Here is a 19061-nt window from a genome sequence, read left to right as displayed (position 1 = left end):
GTACGGACCTGCCGTACGGGGGCCCGGGGTGCGAAATCCCCGGTCAGGCCGTCCGTGCCTCGGCGGCGGGACCGGCACCGGCGGACTCGCCGTCCTCGGCCTCGACACGGGCGAGATCCCGGTGCCGCGTCTCCCGGGCCACGCCCACGGCGACCAGGGTCAGCACCGCGGCGGCGATCACATACAGGGCGATCGGGGTGGGGCTGCCGTAGTCGTCGAGCAGCGCGGTGGCGATGAGCGGGGCCGGTGCGCCCGCCGCCACGGAGGCGAACTGGGCGCCGATGGACGCGCCCGAGTACCGCGTCCGGGTGGCGAACATCTCCGCGAAGAAGGCGGCCTGGGGCGCGTACATGGCGCCGTGCAGTACGAGCCCGACGGTCACGGCCAGGATCAGGTACCCGAACGAACCGGTGTCCGTGAGCGAGAAGAACGGGAACATCCACAGCCCCACTCCGGCCGCGCCGAACAGATACACCGGCCGCCGACCGATCCGGTCGGACAGTGCGCCCCAGCCCGGGATGACGGCGAAGTGCACGGCGGAGCCGATGAGCACGGCGTTGAGCGCCGTCTGCTTGGAGACGTCGGCCGATGTGGTGGCATAGACCAGGATGAAGGCGGTGATGACGTAGTAGCTGATGTTCTCGGCCATGCGTGCGCCCATCGCCACCAGCACGTCCCGCCAGTGATCCCGCAGCACGGAGACGAGCGGCAGCTTCTCCGGCTCGCCCGCGCGCCGGGTCTCAGCCCTTGCCAACGCCTCCTTGAACACGGGCGATTCGTCGACGGACAGCCGAATCCACAGACCGATGAGCACGAGCACGCCAGAAAACAGGAACGGGATCCGCCAGCCCCATGCCCCGAAGGCACCGTCGGAGAGCACGGCGGTCAGCAGCGAGAGCACACCGGTCGCGAGCAACTGCCCCGCCGGCGCGCCGGTCTGCGGCCACGAGGCCCAGAAGCCGCGCCGCCGCGCATCCCCGTGCTCCGACACCAACAGAACGGCACCGCCCCACTCACCGCCGAGTGCGAACCCCTGGATGAGCCGCAGCACGGTGAGGAGCACGGGCGCGGCGGATCCGACCGTGGCGTGCGTGGGCAACAGCCCGATGGCGAACGTCGCCCCGCCCATCATCACCAGGCTCAGCACCAGCAGCTTCTTGCGCCCCAGCCGGTCACCGTAGTGCCCGAACACGAGCGCCCCCAACGGGCGGGCCGCGAACCCGACGGCATACGTCAGGAACGACAGCAGCGTCCCGACGAGCGGATCCGAGTCCGGAAAGAACAGCTTGTTGAACACCAGCGCGGCGGCCGAGCCGTAGAGGAAGAAGTCGTACCACTCGATGGTGGTGCCGATGAGACTGGCGGCGACGATTCTGGGGAGGCTGGCGGGGGGTGGGGGAGCGGTTGTTCCGGAGGCCATGTGCGCCACTTCCTCGTGTGCGGTGGGGACGGGTAGGTGTCGGCACACGGTAGGAAGATGCAGGTCAGAGGCCCATGTGGTGGGGCAACATAGTTCGAGTATTGGCTATGCGTGCCGCCACCATGCCGGCTCACGGAAGGGCGGTTCAGGGGCTCGAAGGTGGTCGAAACGAGTACTGTCCGGGACGCGCAGTTCGGGGTGATTTGACGGTGCGGTGCTGACTCCCGTGCTGGTTTGGTGCTGACTAAAAGCCCACGTCATCACCCGTCCTCACCCCTCCCGTGCTGACTTGGTGCTGACTACGCTCCGTAGAACTCGGACATCTCGGGGCTGATCGGCTCAGGGTCGTGCGCGGTAGGTGGCCGGACTGAGAGGCCGACCCGGCTTCGCCGCTCCGCAAACGTTGGGCCCGGGTATGGTCCGGAACTTAGGAGGGGGACGCGACCGGCGGTCTCCGTTGCTCGGTTGTTCCGAGGCAGGGCCGTGAGAGGTGCGGGATTGCGGTTTGGTCCGGTGGTGGTGGCGGTGGTGGTGAACGTGGACGGGGGCCGATCTGCCTTCGCGTGCATGAGGGGCACCGGCTGTGCGTGCGTGTGGCGCGGTCCTGCTTGTCGGTGACGTGCTCGAGCCAGGTGGTCTCGGGCCGGTTGGCGTCGGGGTCGGTGCCGACAAGTGCAAGGGCCGGTCGCGGGGGCAGCAGGGCCGATCGGCCCTGCTGTCCTGCAGGGCGGGTGGAGCAGGCTCGCAGTGAGGCCGAGAAGCGGTCTCGCGCCACCCGGCGCCCCCGCTGCGGCGACGCCTTTCCGGACCTGGCGCCCCATCGCCCCGGTCCATCCTCCGAGGGAGCGAAACATGGCCGCCTTGATCGTGGTCCTGGTGGTGGTGGCCGTTCTGGTCCTGATCGGGCTGGCGATGGCGATCCGGATCGTCCGGCAGTTCGAGAACGGTGTCCTGTTCCGGTTCGGCCGGCTGGTCGGGACACGCGGGCCCGGGTTGCGGTTCATCATCCCGTTCGTCGACGTCCTGCACCGCATCTCGCTGCGTATCGTCACCATGCCGATCCAGTCGCAGGGCATCATCACCCAGGACAATGTCAGCGTTGACGTCTCGGCCGTGGCTTACTTCCGTGTGGTCGACGCGGTCAAGTCGGTCATCGCGATCGAGAACGTGAACTCCGCGATCGACCAGATCGCCCAGACCACCCTGCGTAAGGTCGTGGGCCAGCACACCCTGGACGAGACCCTGTCCGAGACGGACCGCATCAACCTGGACATCCGTCAGATCCTCGACGTCACCACCACAGAATGGGGTGTCGAGGTCACCCTGGTCGAGCTCAAGGACATTCAGCTGCCTGAGTCCATGAAGCGCGCGATGGCCCGGCAGGCCGAGGCCGAGCGGGAGAAGCGATCCAAGATCATCAACGCCGAGGGTGAATCCCTGGCCGCTGCCGCTCTGGGCGACGCTTCCGACACGATGATGGCTCACCCGCTCGCTCTGCAACTGCGCAACCTGCAGAGCCTGGTCGAGATCGGCGTGGACAAGAACACCACCGTCGTCTTCCCGGCACCGCTGATGAGCACCATCGGAGACCTCGGCGCGTTCCTGGCCCGCGAGGCGAACGCGGCCGCCGCCACGGCGCCGCCGTCTTCTCCCACGCCCGTACCGGCCCTCGATCTGACCAACTCCGCTCGGGTGCCGGCGCCGAACGGGACGACCGAGACCAAGTGAGGCCCCCTGTAGTCACAGCATGGTGATGCGCTTGCCGTCGTCGCCCTACCCCACGCCAGTTGACGGTCTCTATCACGGTGGGCCGTCGACCGGCGTGGGCTGGGGCGCGGCGGTGCTGAAGCGGCCGGCGCGGCGTCGCAGGTGGCGGCGGCCGGCGTAGTGCCCGGGAACCGGGGGTGCGGGGGCTGCCGCTCCGTAGAACAGCCGTTTGCCGATCTCGATGAGAGCCAGGTAGGCGAGGATCATGCCGACCAATGTGGCGAAGAACGCCCCGGGAAGTGGCTGGAAGCCCAGGGTGTGGGCGAGCGGGGTGGTCGGCAGCACCGCGCCGACGGTGACGACGCCGAGCGCGGCGAGGGTCAGCGGCAGGCTGGGGTGGCTGCGGAAGAACGGGATGCGCCGGGTGCGGATGGCGAAGATCACCAGGGTCTGGGTGGCCAGCGATTCGACGAACCAGCCGGAGCGGAACTGGGCCGGGCCGGAGTGGAAGACCCAGAGCATGACGCCGAAGGTGACGAAGTCGAACACCGAGCTGAGGGGCCCGAAGGAGATCATGAAGCGGCGGATGAAGGCGATGTCCCAGTGCGAGGGCTTGCGCAGCTGTTCCTCGTCGACGTTGTCCGTCGGGATGGCCAGCTGACTGCTGTCGTAGAGGAGGTTGTTCAGCAGGATCTGCGAGGGGAGCATCGGCAGGAAGGACAGGAACAGCGAGGCGCCCGCGGCGGAGGCCATGTTGCCGAAGTTGCTGGAGGTGCCCATCAATACGTACTTGATGGTGTTGGCGAAGATCCTGCGGCCCTCGGCCACACCGTCTGCGAGGACGTTGAGGTCCTTCTCCAGCAGGATGACGTCGGCTGAGTCCTTGGCGACGTCGGTGGCCGAGTCGACGGAGATGCCCACGTCGGCCGCGTGCAGGGCCAGTGCGTCGTTGACTCCGTCGCCCAGGAACGCCACGCCGCCGCGGCTGCGCCGTTGCGCGTGCACGATACGGGCCTTGGTCTCAGGACTCACTCGTGCGAAGACGGTGGTCCTGGTGATCGCTTCGGCCAGTTGTGCGTCGTCCAGGGCGTCGATTTCGCTGCCGGTCATCGTGCCCGCGTCGGTGAGCCCCAGGTCGCGGCAGACCTTGGCGGCGACTGCGGCGTTGTCGCCGGTGACGACCTTCACCGCGATACCGAGGCCGGTGAGTCTGGACAGAGCGGTGGCGGCGTCGGGTTTGGGTGGGTCGAGGAACACCAGCAGTCCGGCCAGGCTCAGCTCCCGCTCGTCCTCGGGGCCGACGGCCTGCGTTCCGGCGGCGACGGGCCGGGTGGCGACGGCGATCACCCGGTTTCCTGCGGCGAACTCCGCCGCCAGCGCGTCACGTGCCGTCGGCGGGACGTCGACGCAGCGGTCCAGGACGGTCTCCGGAGCCCCCTTGGTGACCAGGCTCGAACGGCCGTCCCTGTCCCGAACCAGGACCGAGATCATGCGGCGTTCGTGATTGAAGGGCAGCACCGCGAGCTGTGTGTACCCGTCAAGGGCGGACCGCTCGCCCGTAGCGGCCGGAGACCGCCACAGGGCCTGGTCCAGCGGGTTCCCGCCCACGTCCTGTGCGTCCCGCGCCGAGTTCTCGGCGCTGAGCAGCCCCCACTTCACGACCGCCTCGGAGCTGTGGCCGCCGACGGGAACGGCGCGCATGTACTCGATGCGGCCCATGGTGAGGGTGCCGGTCTTGTCGGTGAACAGGACATCGACGTCGCCCAGGTCCTCGATACAGACCAGCCGCTTGACCAGCACCTTGCGCCGGCTCATCCGGCGTGAGCCGGCAGCCAGGCTGGTCGAGACGACGGCGGGCAGCAACTGCGGCGTGATACCGACCGCGATGGCCAGCGAGAACAGCAGCGCGTCGATGATCGGCTTGTGCAGGGCCACGTTGATTACGAAGATCGATGTCGTCAACGCGCCCGCGACGTAGACCAGCAGCAGAGAAAAGCGCCGCAGGCCGACTTGGAACTCAGTGTCCAGCGGATGAGTGTCGAGCCCGGCGGCGATCTTGCCGAACTCGGCATGCGCCCCGGTGGCCACCACCACCCCGCGGGCAGCGCCTGTCCGGACAACCGTCCCCATGAGAGCGCACCCGGACAATTCGGCCAGCGGGGTCCCGGCCGCGACCGCGGCGAGGTTCTTGCCCACGGGCAGCGACTCGCCGGTCAGCACCGACTCGTCGCACTCCAGACCGGTGACCTCCAGCAGCCGCAAGTCGGCGGGAACGATGTCACCCAGACGGAGTTCCACCACATCACCAGGCACCAATGCCGTGACATCCACCAGGGTCGCCCGGCCGTCGCGCAGCACCACCGTCTGGTGGTGGATCTGGGAGTGCAGCGCCTCGGCCGCCTTCTCGGCCCGGTACTCGTTGACGAATCCCAGCCCGACGGACGCAGTCACGATCACCCCGATGATCACCGCATCGCTGCGCTCTCCCACTAGGAAAGACGCGACGGCGGCTGCCACCAGCAGTCCGAGCAGCGGCGAGCGCAGCTGATGCCACAACACGGGGAACACTCGGGCACGGTGCGTAGCGACCGCGTTGGGGCCGAACTGCGCCTGCCGTCGCGCGGCCTCCTCGACTCCCAGGCCCTCCCCGGCGACGACACTGAGCTGACGAAGTACATCGTCCCCCGACACGGCCGCTGCCGGCACAATCCCGGGCGCGAGCACGGGCGGCTGCGCCGGAGCAAAGGCGCTCACCCGGCCCCGCCTCCGGAGGAGGGGGGACCATTCATTGGTGCGGGGTACTGGCTGGTCTCACAAGCCCGGCACTGCTGCTTGGTCATCGCATCGCCGCCCTGGGCTGTCACGCCCGGTGAGGACGAGGAGTCCAAAAACCGGGGCGCACTCCGGGGATCCAGCATTGCACGCACCAGTTCCTCCCACACCCCCATAACCCGACAGAGCTGCCCCCCATGAAAGAGAGACGACCCAGCACCTCATCTCTGCCGATCGGAGCCTCAACAGCAAAAACGCAGCTGACCGGCCCAGAAAGAACGGATGCGACAGGCCAGGCAGGCCCAGCGGATGCCGATCATCCCTCTCGCCAGAGGCCGCCGAAGGACCTGCGTCCCCACCCTCGGCTGCGTTGGCGTTCCCACAGACGGCGCCATGGATGTCGCGGATGAGGTGTTGCTGTGCCTCTGTAAGGCCGCAGGGCATGGCGTCTCCGGAGCCAGGCTCAATACGGTCGCCGCCGATAGTCAGGTCCCCGAGTAACCGGTCCGGGCTTCCCAGCGCGTAACGTTGTACCCGAGTAGTGCATGGGCGCATCGGAGCGTTCCGCGCTCGACGGATCAACTCTCCGGCAGCACGAGCGTGCACGTCTCCCCGGGCGCGATGGTCACGGCGCGGTCGGCCAGTACCACGCGGATCGGGGACTGCTCCGAGTCGGGCACACAGATCTCCAGCTGTCCGCTGCGACGCCGTATCCCGACACCCCAGTGACCGCGGTAGCGCAGCGAGAACCCGTACTCGGAAAGTGCCGGAAGAGGCACGGGGTTCAGCCACAAGGCGTCCTCGCGTGGCTCCAGTCCCGTCAGGCCGCGCTGGACGAGGTCGAGGGTCCCGGCCATGGCGCCGAGATGGATGCCCTCGCCGGTCGTGCCGCCCTGGATGTCGGCGATGTCCGCCTCCATGGCCTCGTGGACGTACCGCCATGCCTCGGCCCGTCTGGCTCTGGCGAGGACGAAGCCGTGAACGAGTTCGCTGAGCGTGGAGCCGTGGCTGGTGCGCTGGAGGTAGTGGTCGACGGTGCTGCGCCAGATGTCGTCGTCCAGCTCGTACCCGAGACGCCGGAAGAGTTCTCGCAGCTCGGTCGGAGAGAACAGGTAGCCGAGCATGAGGACGTCGGCCTGCTTGGACGCCTTGTAGCGGTTGGCCGTGTCACCCTCCGCCTCGAGGATCCGGTCCAGCCGCCGGATGGTGCCGTACCGCGTGCGGTAGGCGTCCCAGTCGAGTTCGGCGAGGTCGTCGTAGCCCTCGAACTGGCTTATGACGCCCTGGTGGTACGGCACCCGCAACCGCCGTGAGACCTCCTCCCACTCCGGCAGCTCGTCGCCGTGCAGCCGGACGCGATCGAACAGTTCCTCACGGCGCCATGCGGGAGGTGCCGCAGGAGGGTCAGGGCCCGGGCGATGACCCAGGCAGCCATGACGTTGGTGTACGCGTTGTCGTCCAGCCCTGGCAGGGCGGCACCCGGATAGGCGTCGTGGTATTCGTCGGGGCCGACGACGCCGCGGATGCGGTAACGGCCCGTCTCGGCGTCGAAGGCCGCGAGACTTGCCCAGAAGCGGGCGATCTGCAGCAGCATCTCCGCGCCCTTGCGGGGTCGCCAGCGGGCGGGCGTCGCCACCGTTCAGCCAGCGCACCAACGACGTCTCCTCGCTGGAGACGTAGTGGTGGGGCAGTTGGTGGACCTGGAGCGGTACCGGGTCGAGGCCCATCCTCTGGCGTTCCTCGACGGCTTCCCGGATGATGTGTGCCTGGCGCTGCCTGGTCCGCGGGAGACACAGGTGTGCCACGTCGGCCCCCACCGCGGCGGCGGCCAGGGCGGCGCCGTCCAGCACCAGGTGCGGGGCGAGGTCCAGCAGTGTCTCGTCCTTGCGGCTGGCCGGTTCGCTCTCCATGCCGTTGGCGACCACCACGGCGGTGCCCCTGCCGCCGGCGACGGCGCGCAGCTTGCGGCCGGTGGGGAAGGCGGCGCCGCCCCTGCCGGTGAGCCCCGCGTCCTCCACCGCGCGCACCAGCCGGGCGGTATCGTCCGCCGAGCGGGGGAACGGCGGCGTGCCGTACCGGTGGAGTGCTCGTCCAAGGTGGCCGGGGCGCCGGTGGCGTACCAGCCGTGGAGCAGACGGGAGCCGTACGGGCCCGTCATGCCGTCACGCCCGGTGGTGGTCAGCAGGGTTGCGTGTCCGTCGGTCACTCGGACCCTCCCTCGTCGTCATCGGTCGGCGTGGGCGCAGGGTGTACGGCGACCTTGGCTGCGGGCGCGGCACCGCCCGCGCGGTGCGCCCAACCCGGCTGCAGCGGCCCGGAGCTCAGGAATGCCGTGAGCACCACGGGCACCACCGCGGCGGTGGCCCCTGCGCAGAGCCGCACCGCCACCCGGCCCGGGCCCGCCCGGTTCAAGCGCCACCAGACGGCGGCGACCAGCAGGGCGAGACACCCGGCGTACAAGGCGAGTTGCAGGGTCAGCCGGGTGTCGGTGCCGGTCCCGGCGGCATGGAACAGCGCGATGGGCCATGACGCGTAGGCCAGCCAGTGCACGGCCTTCCACCGCCGCTGCCCCATGCGCAGCCGCACGGCGCTGGTGGCCGCGACCGCGAGCAGCAGGTCGAACGCGACCGTGCCCAGCCCCAGCCACAACGGGCGGTAGGAGGCGGTGAACGGCACCACCGTCACCAGCCAGCCCAGGTGGACGAAGGTGTCGAGGATCGCGGTGACGATGTGCAGGGCCAGGAAGGCCAGTGTCAGCACCGACAGGTTGCGGTGCAGCGCGCTCACCTCGAAGCGGGCGAGCCGCCGTGGCGTGTACCGGCCTCCGACGGCGATGCCGAGCGCGACGGTCGCGGTGAGCAGCACCAGGGCGACGGTGCCGCCGGCCCGAGTCGCGTACCACAGGGGACTGGGGCCGGCGGCGAGGGGGACGAGTCCGGTCACCGGGCACCCCCCGGGGTGTCCTCGGGCCAGCCGCAGACCCGCTCGACGGTGCCGTCCACGCGTACCAGCCGTGCGGGCAGTCCCGCCCGGCGAAGCCGGTCCGGGGCACGTTCCCCCAGGACGATTGCCTCGGTGCTGGCGGTGTTGGCGTCCACGCAGCTGGCGGCGGCGACGCTGACGGTCCGCCAGACGGTGGCGGGTAGGTCGCCGGTGGCGGGATCGACGATGTGATGCAGTCGGCGGCCGCCGCGGCGCCAGGTGCGCACCGTGGTGCCGGAAGTGGCGAGTCCTCCCTCCGTGATGCTGACCGTGGGCCGGTCCGCGGTGTCGTGCGTCGCGTGGCCGTCGGCTATGGCGATCCGCCAGCCTCCCGGCGGGGCCTGGCCCGCGACGGAGAGGTCCCCGCCGAGATTGACCAGGACCCCGCAGCCCGCCGCCTCGGCAGCGCGACGGGCGGCCTGGTCCGCGGCGAGGGCCTTCGCGGTCGCGCCGAGGTCGAGTGCGACGCCCGGGAGCAGCCGCAGCCGCCGGGCCACCCGGTCCCACTCCACCGCCCGTCGGCCCGCGACGGGTCCCGCGAGGCGTACGGGGCGTACGTCCTGCGGGCGCAGCGCGGCGAACGTGACGTCGTAGCCGAGCGCGGTCACGGCGGTTCCGACGGTGGGATCCACGACTCCCTCGGTCACCTCAGCCGCGTGCAGCGCCACGTCCAGTGCCTCGGCGAACAGGGCACTGACGTGGACGGCGGCGCCTGCCGCCGCATTGGCACGGGACAGTTCCGAGTCGGGCCGGAAGCGGCTGCACGCCGCGTCGATGGCGGCGAGTTCGGCGTCGAGGACCTGACGGGCCGCGTCCAGCGCGCCCGGGCCGGCGACGAGAAGCGAGGCAGTGGTGCCCAGCGCGGGGAAGGAGACCGCCGCCGGACGTGCGGCGGTGGCGGTCATGACGCACCCGAGGTGGTGTGCGACGGATGCGGAGTCGGTGCCGGGGGCTTCGCGGCGGTGGGTGCGGGTGCGGCCGGGTGTGTGGCGGGCGGCACGACGGGAGTCGTCCGTTGCTCCGACGCGGTCGCGTGCGGTGCCGGGCGGACGGTCGGGGCCAAGGTCCTGGTCGGGGCCGCCGAGTGCGACGGAGTCCTCGTGGCGGCGGGTGCGCTCGGCGTCGGGGCCGGCGTGGGAGTCGACGGCTGGGTGGTGTTACCGGGCGTGGTTGAGGACTTCCCGGGCAGGGCGTAGGCGTATCCGGCTGCGAGTGCCACGCAGCCGGCCGCAGCCGCGGCGGCCACCCAGCGGGTCGTGCTTCCGACCCGGCGCAGGCCGCGCTCCCGTCGACGCACGGCACCGGCCGACGCGGGCTGGTCGGGGTGGGACATGGTTCCTCCTCGGCCGTCGGTGTGCCCTCGTGAAGCACTCGGCAGCTTGCGGCCACACCTGTGGGTATCCATCCACCAGCCTGCGCAGGCGTCTGTCGGGATCCGGTTCAGGAATCCTTCAGAACCCGCAAAGAAGGACAAACACGCGGGTCAGGGCCGTTGAAAAGAGGTTTCCGGTTGAGGCCGGCGGGCGGTCGGACGGGCCGCGAGCGGTAACGGGCTCAGGCGTCGCGCGTCCGCGTACCGCCGGACTCGGACTCCCTGCTGCGTTCGCTGCCCGCGTCGGGACGCGGGCAGCGACAGTGCCACGGTGAGACCGCCTCCGGGCGAGTCCAGCAGCTCGGCGGTGCCCCCGTTGGCGGTGACCAGTCGATGGACGATGGCCAGGCCCAGTCCGGTGCCGCTCGCCTCGGGGTTGCCGAACCTGCGGAACGCGCTGTCCCGCGCGGCCTGGGACATCCCGGGGCCGTTGTCGACGATCCGCAGCTGCACCGTTCCGCCCTGCCGCTTGCCGCTGATCAGCACGCGACCGCCCTCCTGCACCGCGTCAAGGGCGTTGGCGATCAAGTTGTCGAGTACCTGCTCCAGATCGCCCTCGCCGAGGAAGGCGGCGAGCCCGGGGCGGCAGTCGGCGGTGAGCCTGACATGTCCTGCGGTCGCGACGGGCTCCCAGGCGGCGACCCTTTCGGCCACGACGCGGTCCACCCGGACCGGCACTGGCCGAGGCACCGCGTTCTCGGCGCGGGCCACCGCCAGCAGGCCGTCCACCAGCCGGGACAAGCGGGCGATCTCGCCCTGCGCGTCGGTCAGTTCGGCCGCCGTGTCCCCTTCGGCCTCGGCGGCGAGCAGGTCGAGCCGCAGCCGGAGCGCCGCGAGCGGGGTGCGCAACTGGTGCGAGACATCGGCGACCACGGCACGGTGCCCGTGCACCAGGGCCTCGGTGCGCCCGGCCATCGTGTTGAACGTCGCCGCGAGGCGGCGCACCTCCGGCGGTCCTGCCCCGGCCGGCGCCCGCACGTCCAGCGCCCCCTCGCCCAGCCGCTGCGCCGCCTCGTCCAGCACCCGGAGCGGAGGACCGACCCAGCGGGCCAGCAGCACCGACATCAGCACGGCCGCGCCGAGGCCACCGACGCCGATCAACGCGAGCCAGCCCCACATCGCCAGGACCCGGTCGTGCAGGGGATCGGTGGACCGGCTCAGGACGGCGACCCCGACGGCGTCCGACGCGTCACCGATCGGCACGGCGGTGGTCAGCCACTGATCGTCCTGGCGCACGCGAGTGCCGGGACGGGCGAGGACGGAGGTGGCCAATCGCGCGGAGTCATCCCCGGACACATCGGAACACGGGGTCGAGAGCAGCACACGGCCCGTCCTGTCGTAGACGGTCGCGCAGTCGCCTCGCTCGTGGGCCTCCGCGACGAGGCTTCGGGCCGGTGCGTCCGGCTGTGGTCGGACAGGTACTCCTCGGCCGCCGAGGCAAGGGATCTGGTCTTCGCGGCCGCTTCGTCCCGGAATGAGGTCTGCTCGCGCTGCGTCATGATCAGTCCGAGCGGCACCACCGCCAGCACCAGGACCGCGGTGATCAAGGCGAGAACGCTGAGCGCGATGCGGCGGGTCACAGCGCGTCAGCCGACTTCACCCAGGCGGAAGCCACGCCCGTAGACCGTCTCCACCAGGCCCGGCACACCCAGCTTGCGACGCAACGCGGCCATATGAACGTCCAGCACTTTGGTGGGGCCGTACCAGTGGGCGTCCCAGGCGCGCTCCAGGATCTCCTGACGCGTCACGACCCGGCCCGGATCGGTGGCGAGGCACTGGAGGATGTCGAACTCCTTCGGATTGAGGGAGATTTCCTCCCCGCCGACCGTCACCTTACGGGTGCGTGGACGACGACGAGCGGGCCGTGGGCCAGCAGCTCCGGCCCGGCCGGGCGTATGCGGCGCAGCACGGCCCTGATGCGCGCCAGTAGCTCCGCCAGCCCGAAGGGCTTGACCAGGTAGTCGTCGGCGCCTTCGTCCAGGGCGGCGACCCGGTCGCCCTCCTCGCCGCGAGCGGTCACCACGATGATCGCCAGGTCCGACTGGCGCCGCAGCATGCGGCAGATCTCGATGCCGTCCACGTCCGGCAGGCCCAGGTCGAGCAGGACGACGTCGGGTGTCGGTACGCGGGTGAGCGCATCGAGGCCGGTGCCGACGCTGGTCGCCCGGTACCCGGCTCGATCCAGGCCGCGTACCAGTGACCCGGCGAGCCCCGGGCCGTCCTCGACAACCAGCACGGTGAGCGCGTCGGGATCAGCCCGAGGGTCGGTTTCCTCTTCCACGGCACCAAGCGTAGGCCGACCGACTCGTACGGCTTTCCGGACCGGCGGTGGACAGGACAGGCACGCCATCAACTGGCGCTTTCGCCGGCCTTTGCCGCATCTGAAGCTTTCCTGAACGGCCTTCCGACGCCGCGCGATGCAGGCTGAGCACATGGCGTCCGCGGGCTGGCCCGATCGCCTCGCGGTACCGCCATCCCCTGAAGGAGGTCCGCCCATGCCCGGCCCCACAGGAGACCCCGACCCGGTACGGCGGCGCGAACGCGGACTTCGGCGGGTGGGCATCGCGACACGTCGGTCTGCCACCGCCGCGACGGCCGCAGCCTTTCTACTCGGAGCGGGCTACACCCACGTGCTGCCGAGGTCTCCGAACCGGCAACCGGCACAGTCGAGCACCCCTCCCGCACCCACCCGCAGGCCCCGGTCAACGCTCCGGCCCCTACCACGCAGCCGGCGCAGACGACGACCGGAGCGTCCTGACCTCTGATCCACATCGTTGCGTGTCACAGCGCGGAAACCCCTCCGCCGGGGGCACCCTCCGCTCCCTGGCACGCGGCTTGCTTCGCCAGACGAAACAACGGTGTGCGGCCACGGCCACGTTCTTTCAGCCGTCCATTGCCTGGCGAAGACATTCCGCGCGGACCTCGCCGACCAGCGATCGGGGCCACGCCCGGCCTGCCACGGCATCGGCGCCGACCATCGCGAGGGGGGCACGGGGAGGCGTCACGCGCGATGACGGAGACGCACTGCCAGGGCCGGGCACTGGTTGACGACGCGGCGGGCGTCGTGCTGCTGCCAGGGGGCGACCGGGATGGTGGTGGAGGTGGGGTAGCCGTGCGGGCCGAGCCGAATGAGGTCGGGGGCCAGCACGGCGCACAGACCGTGGCCGGTGCAGCGGGACCAGTCCACCTCCAGCCGGGCACCCTTCGCAGGCGGGAGGGGCAGTACGCCGCGCACGGGACGGCCGCAGCCGGGGCCGGACAGGTGCGCGTCGACGTCCCCGGAGAAGACGTCCAGCGCGGTGAGCAGGAAGCGGGCCGTGCCGTCCGGGTGGGAGCAGGCGCCACCGGCCTGGGCCGCGCCGAGGCTCCGCCGGGCGTCCTCCAGCACCGCGGGGTCGGCGGCACCGGCGGCCAGCAGGGCCAAGGCCTCGGCGGCAGCGGGCAGGCCGCTCTTGCACGGTCCGCACTGGCCGGCGGATTCGGCCGCCAGCCAGGCCGCGACCTGCGCGGTCTCGCCGAGCGGGCAGGTGTCGTCGGGGAGTGTGGCGATCGCGCCCGCGCCGAGGGTGGCGCCGAGGCCGGCGAGGCCGGCGCGGGAGAGCGGCGCGTCGATGGCGTCCGACGGGTGCAGCCAGGCGCCGTGGTAGCCGCCCACCAGCACTCCGGCGCCCGGCCGGAGGCGGCAGGCGTCCAGTACGGGGCCCAGCCGCGTGCCGGCAGGGACCTCGACCACGAGCGGGTCGGCGCCTGGCCGGTTGACGGTGAGCAGGATCGTGCCGGGTTCGGCGGCGGTTCCGACGGCGGCGTAGGCGTCGGGGCCGAGCCGGGCCGCGAGGGCGAGCTGGGCCCAGGTCTCGGCGTTGGAGAGCAGCGTCGGACGGCGGCGCACCCCGCCCGTTCCGCCGTCGGCCGCGCGGGCCTTCAGCGGCGCCGGTGCCACCGGCAGACCGTTGATGCCGCGGATCAGGGCGCCGGATTCGCCGGAGACGAAGCGTTCGGGCAGGCATATGGTCCGGGCCCGGCAGGGAAGATCACGCTCGGCGAGGGCGACTGGGACCGATATCTCGCCGGGGCTGCCCGCGGCGACGCCGATCACGATCTCCTCGGCGCCGAACGCGGTCGCGGCCAGGCAGGCGCCGTCCAGTACCAGATGCGGTGCGCGGGCGAGCAGCATCTTGTCCTTGGCGCTGGCGGGTTCGCCCTCCGCGCCGTTCACCACGATGACCGGCGGCGCGCCCGTGCGGTCGGCGGCGACGAGCGTGGCCCGGGCCTTGCGGGCGAACGGGAAGCCGGCGCCACCGCGGCCGGTCAGGTGGACGGCTTCGGCCAGGGCGAGCAGACCGTCCCGGTCCGGTTGGCGGAGTGGCGGGTGGACACGCGTGTGGGCGGCGAGGTCCAGGCGCTGGTGACGGTCCAGGCCGGCAGTCAGCCGGGCCGGATCCAGCCGGCGCACCTCGGGCAGCTCCAGCGGGGCCTTCCTCACTCGCTGCTCCCCGGTCGGGCCAGGTGGAGCGGCCTGGGCGCTGGTCTCGCGGCGTGCTTGGGCTGGCTGGGCAGGCCGGCACTCCGCGCGGACCGGCGAGCCGCCGTCGGTGCCGCGGACCGGGCGGCCCAGGCGATCGGGCGGACGCCGGTGGCGGACCGCGCGGCCAGGGCGGCCAGCGCTGCCGGGCGGACAGCGGCGGGCCGGTACGCCTTGGCGCCGCGCCGACGCCTGTTCAGACTCCGGTGGCGGCCGACGTAGGACAGGGCACGGACCAACAGTGCGAGCGCCACCAGGGCCCCGCACACCCCATAGCCCCAGAAGACCCATGCGTGCGCCTTGCGCCCCGCCGTCAGCCCGTGCGCCAGTGAGACCGGCCAGCAGGCGTACGCCGTCGAGTGCAGCACCCGCCACAGCCAGGGGCGGCGGCCGGCGAACCGGCCGCGGAGCACGCCGGTGGCCGTGATCAGGACGAGCAGGTCGGCGGCGAGGGTGCCCAGGCTCACCGCGAGGGCGGCACCGCCGGTGAAGGGGACCACCGCCGTCTGCGGAGCGGCGTGCCGCTCGACGACCTTGACTGTGATGTGGATGGCCAGGAAGCCGAGCGCCGCGACAGCGCTTGCCCGGTGCACCGACTGCACGGCCACCCGCAGCCGAGGAGTCAGCACCAGCCGGTCGGTGGCGGCGAGCCCGCACGTGACCACGGCGGTCAGCGAGAGCAGGGTGAAGACACCGGCGAAGTAGTCCAGGAAGGCCATCATCCGGCCGGCCACTCCGGTCCACGCGACGCCGATCGCAGGACGGGCGAGCAGGACGACGCTGGACATGGGGCACCTTCTTCCTTGCGCTCGGGTCACAGCCGGCCCGTGGCGGGGCGGGATCGGGATTCCGAATGCCCAATCGGGAAAGGCACCGCCGGGGAGCGTGGCACCGGCGGCACTGCACGACAAGGGCCATCGTTAGCCTGTACACCGGCTTGATGACAAAGGTCCCTGATACGGCCTACGACCGTAGCTAAGTGCGGCAGCGGCGCCGCTTTCTCAAGTGCCGCCTGGCATTTCGGACCCACGACCGTGCGTAGTAGACGCCGGGAGCGGCGTGACCAGGCTCACCGCGCGACAGCCATGGGCCGTGCCCAAGAGGCAGGCGATCGCCTGGCACAGGGGCCAGATCATCGGCTGGCTGCGTGACGCTCCCGCGGCGCGCACGACCTACCTGGTCCCCTGCCAACCGGACGCATCCACCGCCTTTCGCGACCAGATCGACCGGCGGCTGGGTTGCACGGCGATCGCAGGGCGATCAGCTCCCTCAGATCTGGAGGCTCGGGCTCGCGCGGAGTCCGTGTTCGCTGATCCTCCCGTACACGCCTCGTGATCGTCGCCTCCCAGGCGACGGCGCCCGGCGTCTCCCGCTCTGCCTGCAGCCAAGCCTCGCACGGTCGTGCCGCAGCAACCATGAGGCAGTCGTCGGGGCCAGTGGGCCGCCGCGGCCACGGTCAGGGGCCACCCGGCCTCGACCGTATGCTCCGAGCCGTGCCCCAGGTAATAGGGGGCCGGTGCGAGCCTCGGGCCGTTCCCCGAGGCCAGACAGCGCGCGGCTGATACCGCCCTCTCCGTTGTGTACGGCACAGGCCGCCCTCACGTTCATGGGCACCAGTTATCGTGCCCCGACATCGGTGGACGACAGATGGGCAGGCCGCGTGGACCCGCACTCGCGGAACGGGCAAGCAGCCGTGCTGGAGCGGCGGCTCGGTGTGTTCGATGCCGTGGTCATCGGCCTGGGGTCGATGATCGGCGCCGGGATCTTCGCCGCCCTGGCGCCAGCCGCCCGGACGGCGGGTTCAGGCCTGCTGGTGGGGCTTGCGATTGCCGCCGTGGTCGCGTACTGCAATGCCACGTCCTCGGCTCGCCTCGCCGCGCGGTATCCGCAGTCCGGTGGGACCTACGTGTACGGCCGGGAGCGGCTGGGCGAGTTCTGGGGCTACCTCGCCGGGTGGGCGTTCGTGGTGGGCAAGACGGCGTCCTGTGCGGCGATGGCGTTCACCGTCGGGTCGTACGTGTGGCCGGGGCACGCGCATGTCGTCGCGGTGGCTGCCGTGATCGCGCTGACGGCAGTCAATTACGTAGGCGTACAGAAGGCGGCGTGGCTGACGCGGGTGATCGTGGCCGTCGTGCTGGTGGTGCTCGCGGCCGTGGTCGTGGCCTGTCTGACCTCGGGGGAGGCGCAATCCGGGCGGTTGGACGTCGAGGCTGACGCGTCCGTGACCGGAGTGCTCCAGGCAGCCGGATTCCTGTTCTTCGCCTTCGCCGGTTACGCCCGTATCGCCACCCTCGGCGACGAGGTACGAGACCCGGCGCGCACGATTCCGCGCGCGATCCCCGTCGCACTGGGCCTCACCTTGGTCGTGTACGGGAGTGTCGCGGTGGCGGTGCTCATGGTGCTGGGGCCGACAGGACTGGCGGACCAGGCGGCGCCGTTGTCCGAGGCGGTCCGGCATGCAGGCGTCGGTGGGCTGGCGCCTGTGGTGCGCGTGGGGGCCGCGGTGGCGGCGCTCGGCTCGCTGCTGGCGCTCATCCTGGGGGTCTCGCGTACGACGCTGGCGATGTCCCGGGACAGGCATCTGCCGCAAGCCCTGTCCGCCGTCCATCCGCGCTTCAATGTGCCGCACCGTGCCGAGTTGGCCGTCGGAGCGGTGGTCGCGGTGTTGGCCGCCTCGACCGATGTGCGCGGCGCCATCGGATTCTCCTCGTTCGGTGTGCTGGTCTACTACGCCGTCGCCAACGCCTCCGCCTGGACGCTGACGGCGGAGGAGAACCGACCGCTCCGCGCGATCCCGGTCGTCGGCTTGGCGGGCTGCCTGGTCCTGGCCTTCACTCTGCCCGTCTCGTCGGTGGGGTGGGGTGTGGCTGTGCTGGCCCTCGGGGCCGCTGCATACGGGGTACGCCGCAAGGCGGGGCCCGTCGCGGGTCCTGACCAAGGCGTGTCTGAGAAATGATCAGGGTCGGTTCGGGGAGCCAGGCAGCTGCATGACATCGGCCAAGCATTGTCGGTCGAGGGGAAACGGGGCCGCACAACCGACGTCGGCGCCTGAACCGGTGGCACGGCGGGTGTCGAGCGGACCCGCCACCCTTTCCAGCGCGGTTCGTTCGCCAGCGACCGCGTAGCTGCCTCAGCCGTGTAGACGCCCAGCGGAACGGCGCCGCTGCTACCGGGCCCGATAACGTGCCGTGCCGTCCCATGGTTGTTGGCGCCGGCCCAACCCCCTTGCCCGCTACCGTGAGTGACGTTGGCTGGTCCGGGAATCCACCTGACCCGTACTTCCGCGGATCGACTCGGAAGTCCTCAGTCAGCACGGTCCGATTCCGGTGCTGGTTCGGTGCTGACTTTTGGCGCGCGGACTAGGCAAAACCGCAGCTCCTAGCCCCGATCGAATGAGTTGTCGTACTTCTTCCTCGATGAACTCGAGGCGATCATCCGCGAGTGGATCACGCAGATCTATCACCGGCGCCACCACCGCGGACTGGCGATCCCGGAGGTCCCGGGGCTGAAGCTGAGCCCGCTGGAGATGTTCGAGCACGGCGTCACCCGGGCCGGCCCGCTGCGGATCCCTGCCCGGCCGCATCTGGCGCTGGAATTCCTGGAGGAGGAACGCACCACCATCCAGCACTACGGGGTAGAGATCAACGGCCTGCGCTACAACGGCGACGCGCTCAACGCCTACCGCAACCGGCCCAGCTCGCATCGCGGGGTGAACGCAGGCAAGTGGCCGATCGCAGTCGATCGCGGCGACATCACCAAGGTCTACTTCCAGGACCCCACAACCCGCCAGTGGCACACGCTGGTCTGGGAGCATGCGGCCGCGCTGAACGGGCCAGTCAGCCGGGAGGCGCTGGTCTACGCCCGCAGGATCGCGGCGAAGACGCACCGGTTCCCCGACACCAAGCGGGCGCTGGTCGAGCTGCTGGAGCGGTGGGGCGCGGGGTTGACCGCGGACCGGGCCGAGCGGCGCATGGCGGTGCGGCTGTCGCAGGAGCGGCTGCGGATGGTCGACGACGAGGACGCACCCCCGGGCGAGCGCGAGGAGGTAACGCAGTTGCCGTCGGTGCGACGACTGGCCGCTTTGAGTATCCCGCCCGGGGACAGCAGTGAGGGCCGGCCGGAGCGTCACGCGGTCCCGCCGACAGAGGCCGCCCTGGGCGGAGACGATGACGAAGACGGTGAGTGCACGGCCGACTTCCCCGGCGATGAGGAAGGTGGGGCCCTGGTCGAGGAGGAGGACTACTACGCCGACGTCTGGAAGAGCCATTGAGGACGGCCATCGGCAT

General features: G+C 71.2%; 13 protein-coding genes and 2 pseudogenes. 4 read left to right on the top strand and 11 right to left on the bottom strand.

The window, feature by feature from the left end; genetic code table 11:
* Positions 1–43 precede the first annotated feature (43 nt).
* On the bottom strand, positions 44–1420 hold the full coding sequence (locus ABZ624_RS28245; protein ID WP_360094715.1) for an MFS transporter: 1377 nt from the start codon (positions 1418–1420) through the stop codon (positions 44–46).
* Positions 1421–2272: 852 nt separating this feature from the next.
* Here ABZ624_RS28245 and ABZ624_RS28240 point away from each other — a divergent pair.
* Complete coding sequence (locus ABZ624_RS28240) at positions 2273–3148, top strand: slipin family protein (protein ID WP_360094712.1); 876 nt, start codon at positions 2273–2275, stop codon at positions 3146–3148.
* A gap of 72 nt (positions 3149–3220) precedes the next feature.
* Here the strand turns inward: ABZ624_RS28240 and mgtA are convergent, their stop codons facing one another.
* From mgtA to ABZ624_RS28215, 5 genes and pseudogenes are all read right to left on the bottom strand, one after another.
* A complete protein-coding gene (mgtA, locus tag ABZ624_RS28235) occupies positions 3221–5833 on the bottom strand; it encodes a magnesium-translocating P-type ATPase (RefSeq protein WP_360094903.1) in 2613 nt (870 codons plus the stop codon).
* 644 nt (positions 5834–6477) lie between these two features.
* Positions 6478–7505, bottom strand: a pseudogene (locus tag ABZ624_RS28230) (glycosyl hydrolase family 65 protein); the annotation flags it as partial.
* 25 nt (positions 7506–7530) lie between these two features.
* Positions 7531–7917: pseudogene (locus tag ABZ624_RS28225) on the bottom strand (hypothetical protein); the annotation flags it as partial.
* Positions 7918–8101: 184 nt separating this feature from the next.
* Positions 8102–8842, bottom strand: coding sequence for a ferric reductase-like transmembrane domain-containing protein (locus ABZ624_RS28220; RefSeq protein ID WP_360094709.1), 741 nt, complete (start codon positions 8840–8842; stop codon positions 8102–8104).
* Positions 8839–9786: an FAD:protein FMN transferase gene (locus ABZ624_RS28215; protein WP_360094706.1), complete on the bottom strand. Its 948-nt coding sequence runs from the start codon at positions 9784–9786 to the stop codon at positions 8839–8841. The genes ABZ624_RS28220 and ABZ624_RS28215 overlap by 4 nt, the downstream gene beginning before the upstream one ends.
* A 12-nt stretch (positions 9787–9798) precedes the next feature.
* On the opposite strand from ABZ624_RS28215, the gene ABZ624_RS28210 reads away from it, so the two are divergent.
* Positions 9799–10077 carry a hypothetical protein gene (locus ABZ624_RS28210; protein ID WP_360094703.1) on the top strand — a complete coding sequence of 93 codons (279 nt, stop codon included), beginning with the start codon at positions 9799–9801 and terminating at the stop codon, positions 10075–10077.
* A gap of 287 nt (positions 10078–10364) precedes the next feature.
* Here the strand turns inward: ABZ624_RS28210 and ABZ624_RS28205 are convergent, their stop codons facing one another.
* The 5 genes from ABZ624_RS28205 to ABZ624_RS28185 all read right to left on the bottom strand — a co-directional run bounded on the left by ABZ624_RS28205 (position 10365) and on the right by ABZ624_RS28185 (position 15563).
* The gene (locus ABZ624_RS28205) at positions 10365–11525 is read right to left on the bottom strand and encodes a HAMP domain-containing sensor histidine kinase (protein WP_360094700.1); all 1161 of its coding nucleotides are present in this window, start codon (positions 11523–11525) and stop codon (positions 10365–10367) included.
* A 314-nt stretch (positions 11526–11839) separates the two neighbouring features.
* On the bottom strand, positions 11840–12085 hold the full coding sequence (locus tag ABZ624_RS28200; RefSeq protein ID WP_360094697.1) for a winged helix-turn-helix domain-containing protein: 246 nt from the start codon (positions 12083–12085) through the stop codon (positions 11840–11842).
* The gene (locus tag ABZ624_RS28195; protein ID WP_360094694.1) at positions 12082–12534 is read right to left on the bottom strand and encodes a response regulator transcription factor; all 453 of its coding nucleotides are present in this window, start codon (positions 12532–12534) and stop codon (positions 12082–12084) included. The genes ABZ624_RS28200 and ABZ624_RS28195 overlap by 4 nt, the downstream gene beginning before the upstream one ends.
* A gap of 720 nt (positions 12535–13254) precedes the next feature.
* A complete protein-coding gene (locus ABZ624_RS28190; RefSeq protein ID WP_360094691.1) occupies positions 13255–14736 on the bottom strand; it encodes an NADH-ubiquinone oxidoreductase-F iron-sulfur binding region domain-containing protein in 1482 nt (493 codons plus the stop codon).
* Positions 14733–15563 (bottom strand): hypothetical protein, encoded by an 831-nt coding sequence (locus ABZ624_RS28185; RefSeq protein WP_360094688.1) that lies wholly within the window; start codon positions 15561–15563, stop codon positions 14733–14735. The genes ABZ624_RS28190 and ABZ624_RS28185 overlap by 4 nt, the downstream gene beginning before the upstream one ends.
* An 872-nt stretch (positions 15564–16435) precedes the next feature.
* Here ABZ624_RS28185 and ABZ624_RS28180 point away from each other — a divergent pair.
* Positions 16436–17731 (top strand): APC family permease, encoded by a 1296-nt coding sequence (locus ABZ624_RS28180; protein ID WP_360094900.1) that lies wholly within the window; start codon positions 16436–16438, stop codon positions 17729–17731.
* Positions 17732–18172: 441 nt separating this feature from the next.
* Entirely contained in the window at positions 18173–19045 is an 873-nt protein-coding gene (locus ABZ624_RS28175; RefSeq protein ID WP_360094685.1) for a Mu transposase C-terminal domain-containing protein, read from the top strand.
* The last annotated feature ends 16 nt before the right edge of the window (positions 19046–19061 follow it).

Origin of the sequence: Streptomyces sp. NPDC007205 (genome assembly GCF_040634095.1) — a bacterium.
GTDB lineage: Bacteria > Actinomycetota > Actinomycetes > Streptomycetales > Streptomycetaceae > Streptomyces.
This window is presented reverse-complemented; position numbering and strand designations above follow the sequence as displayed.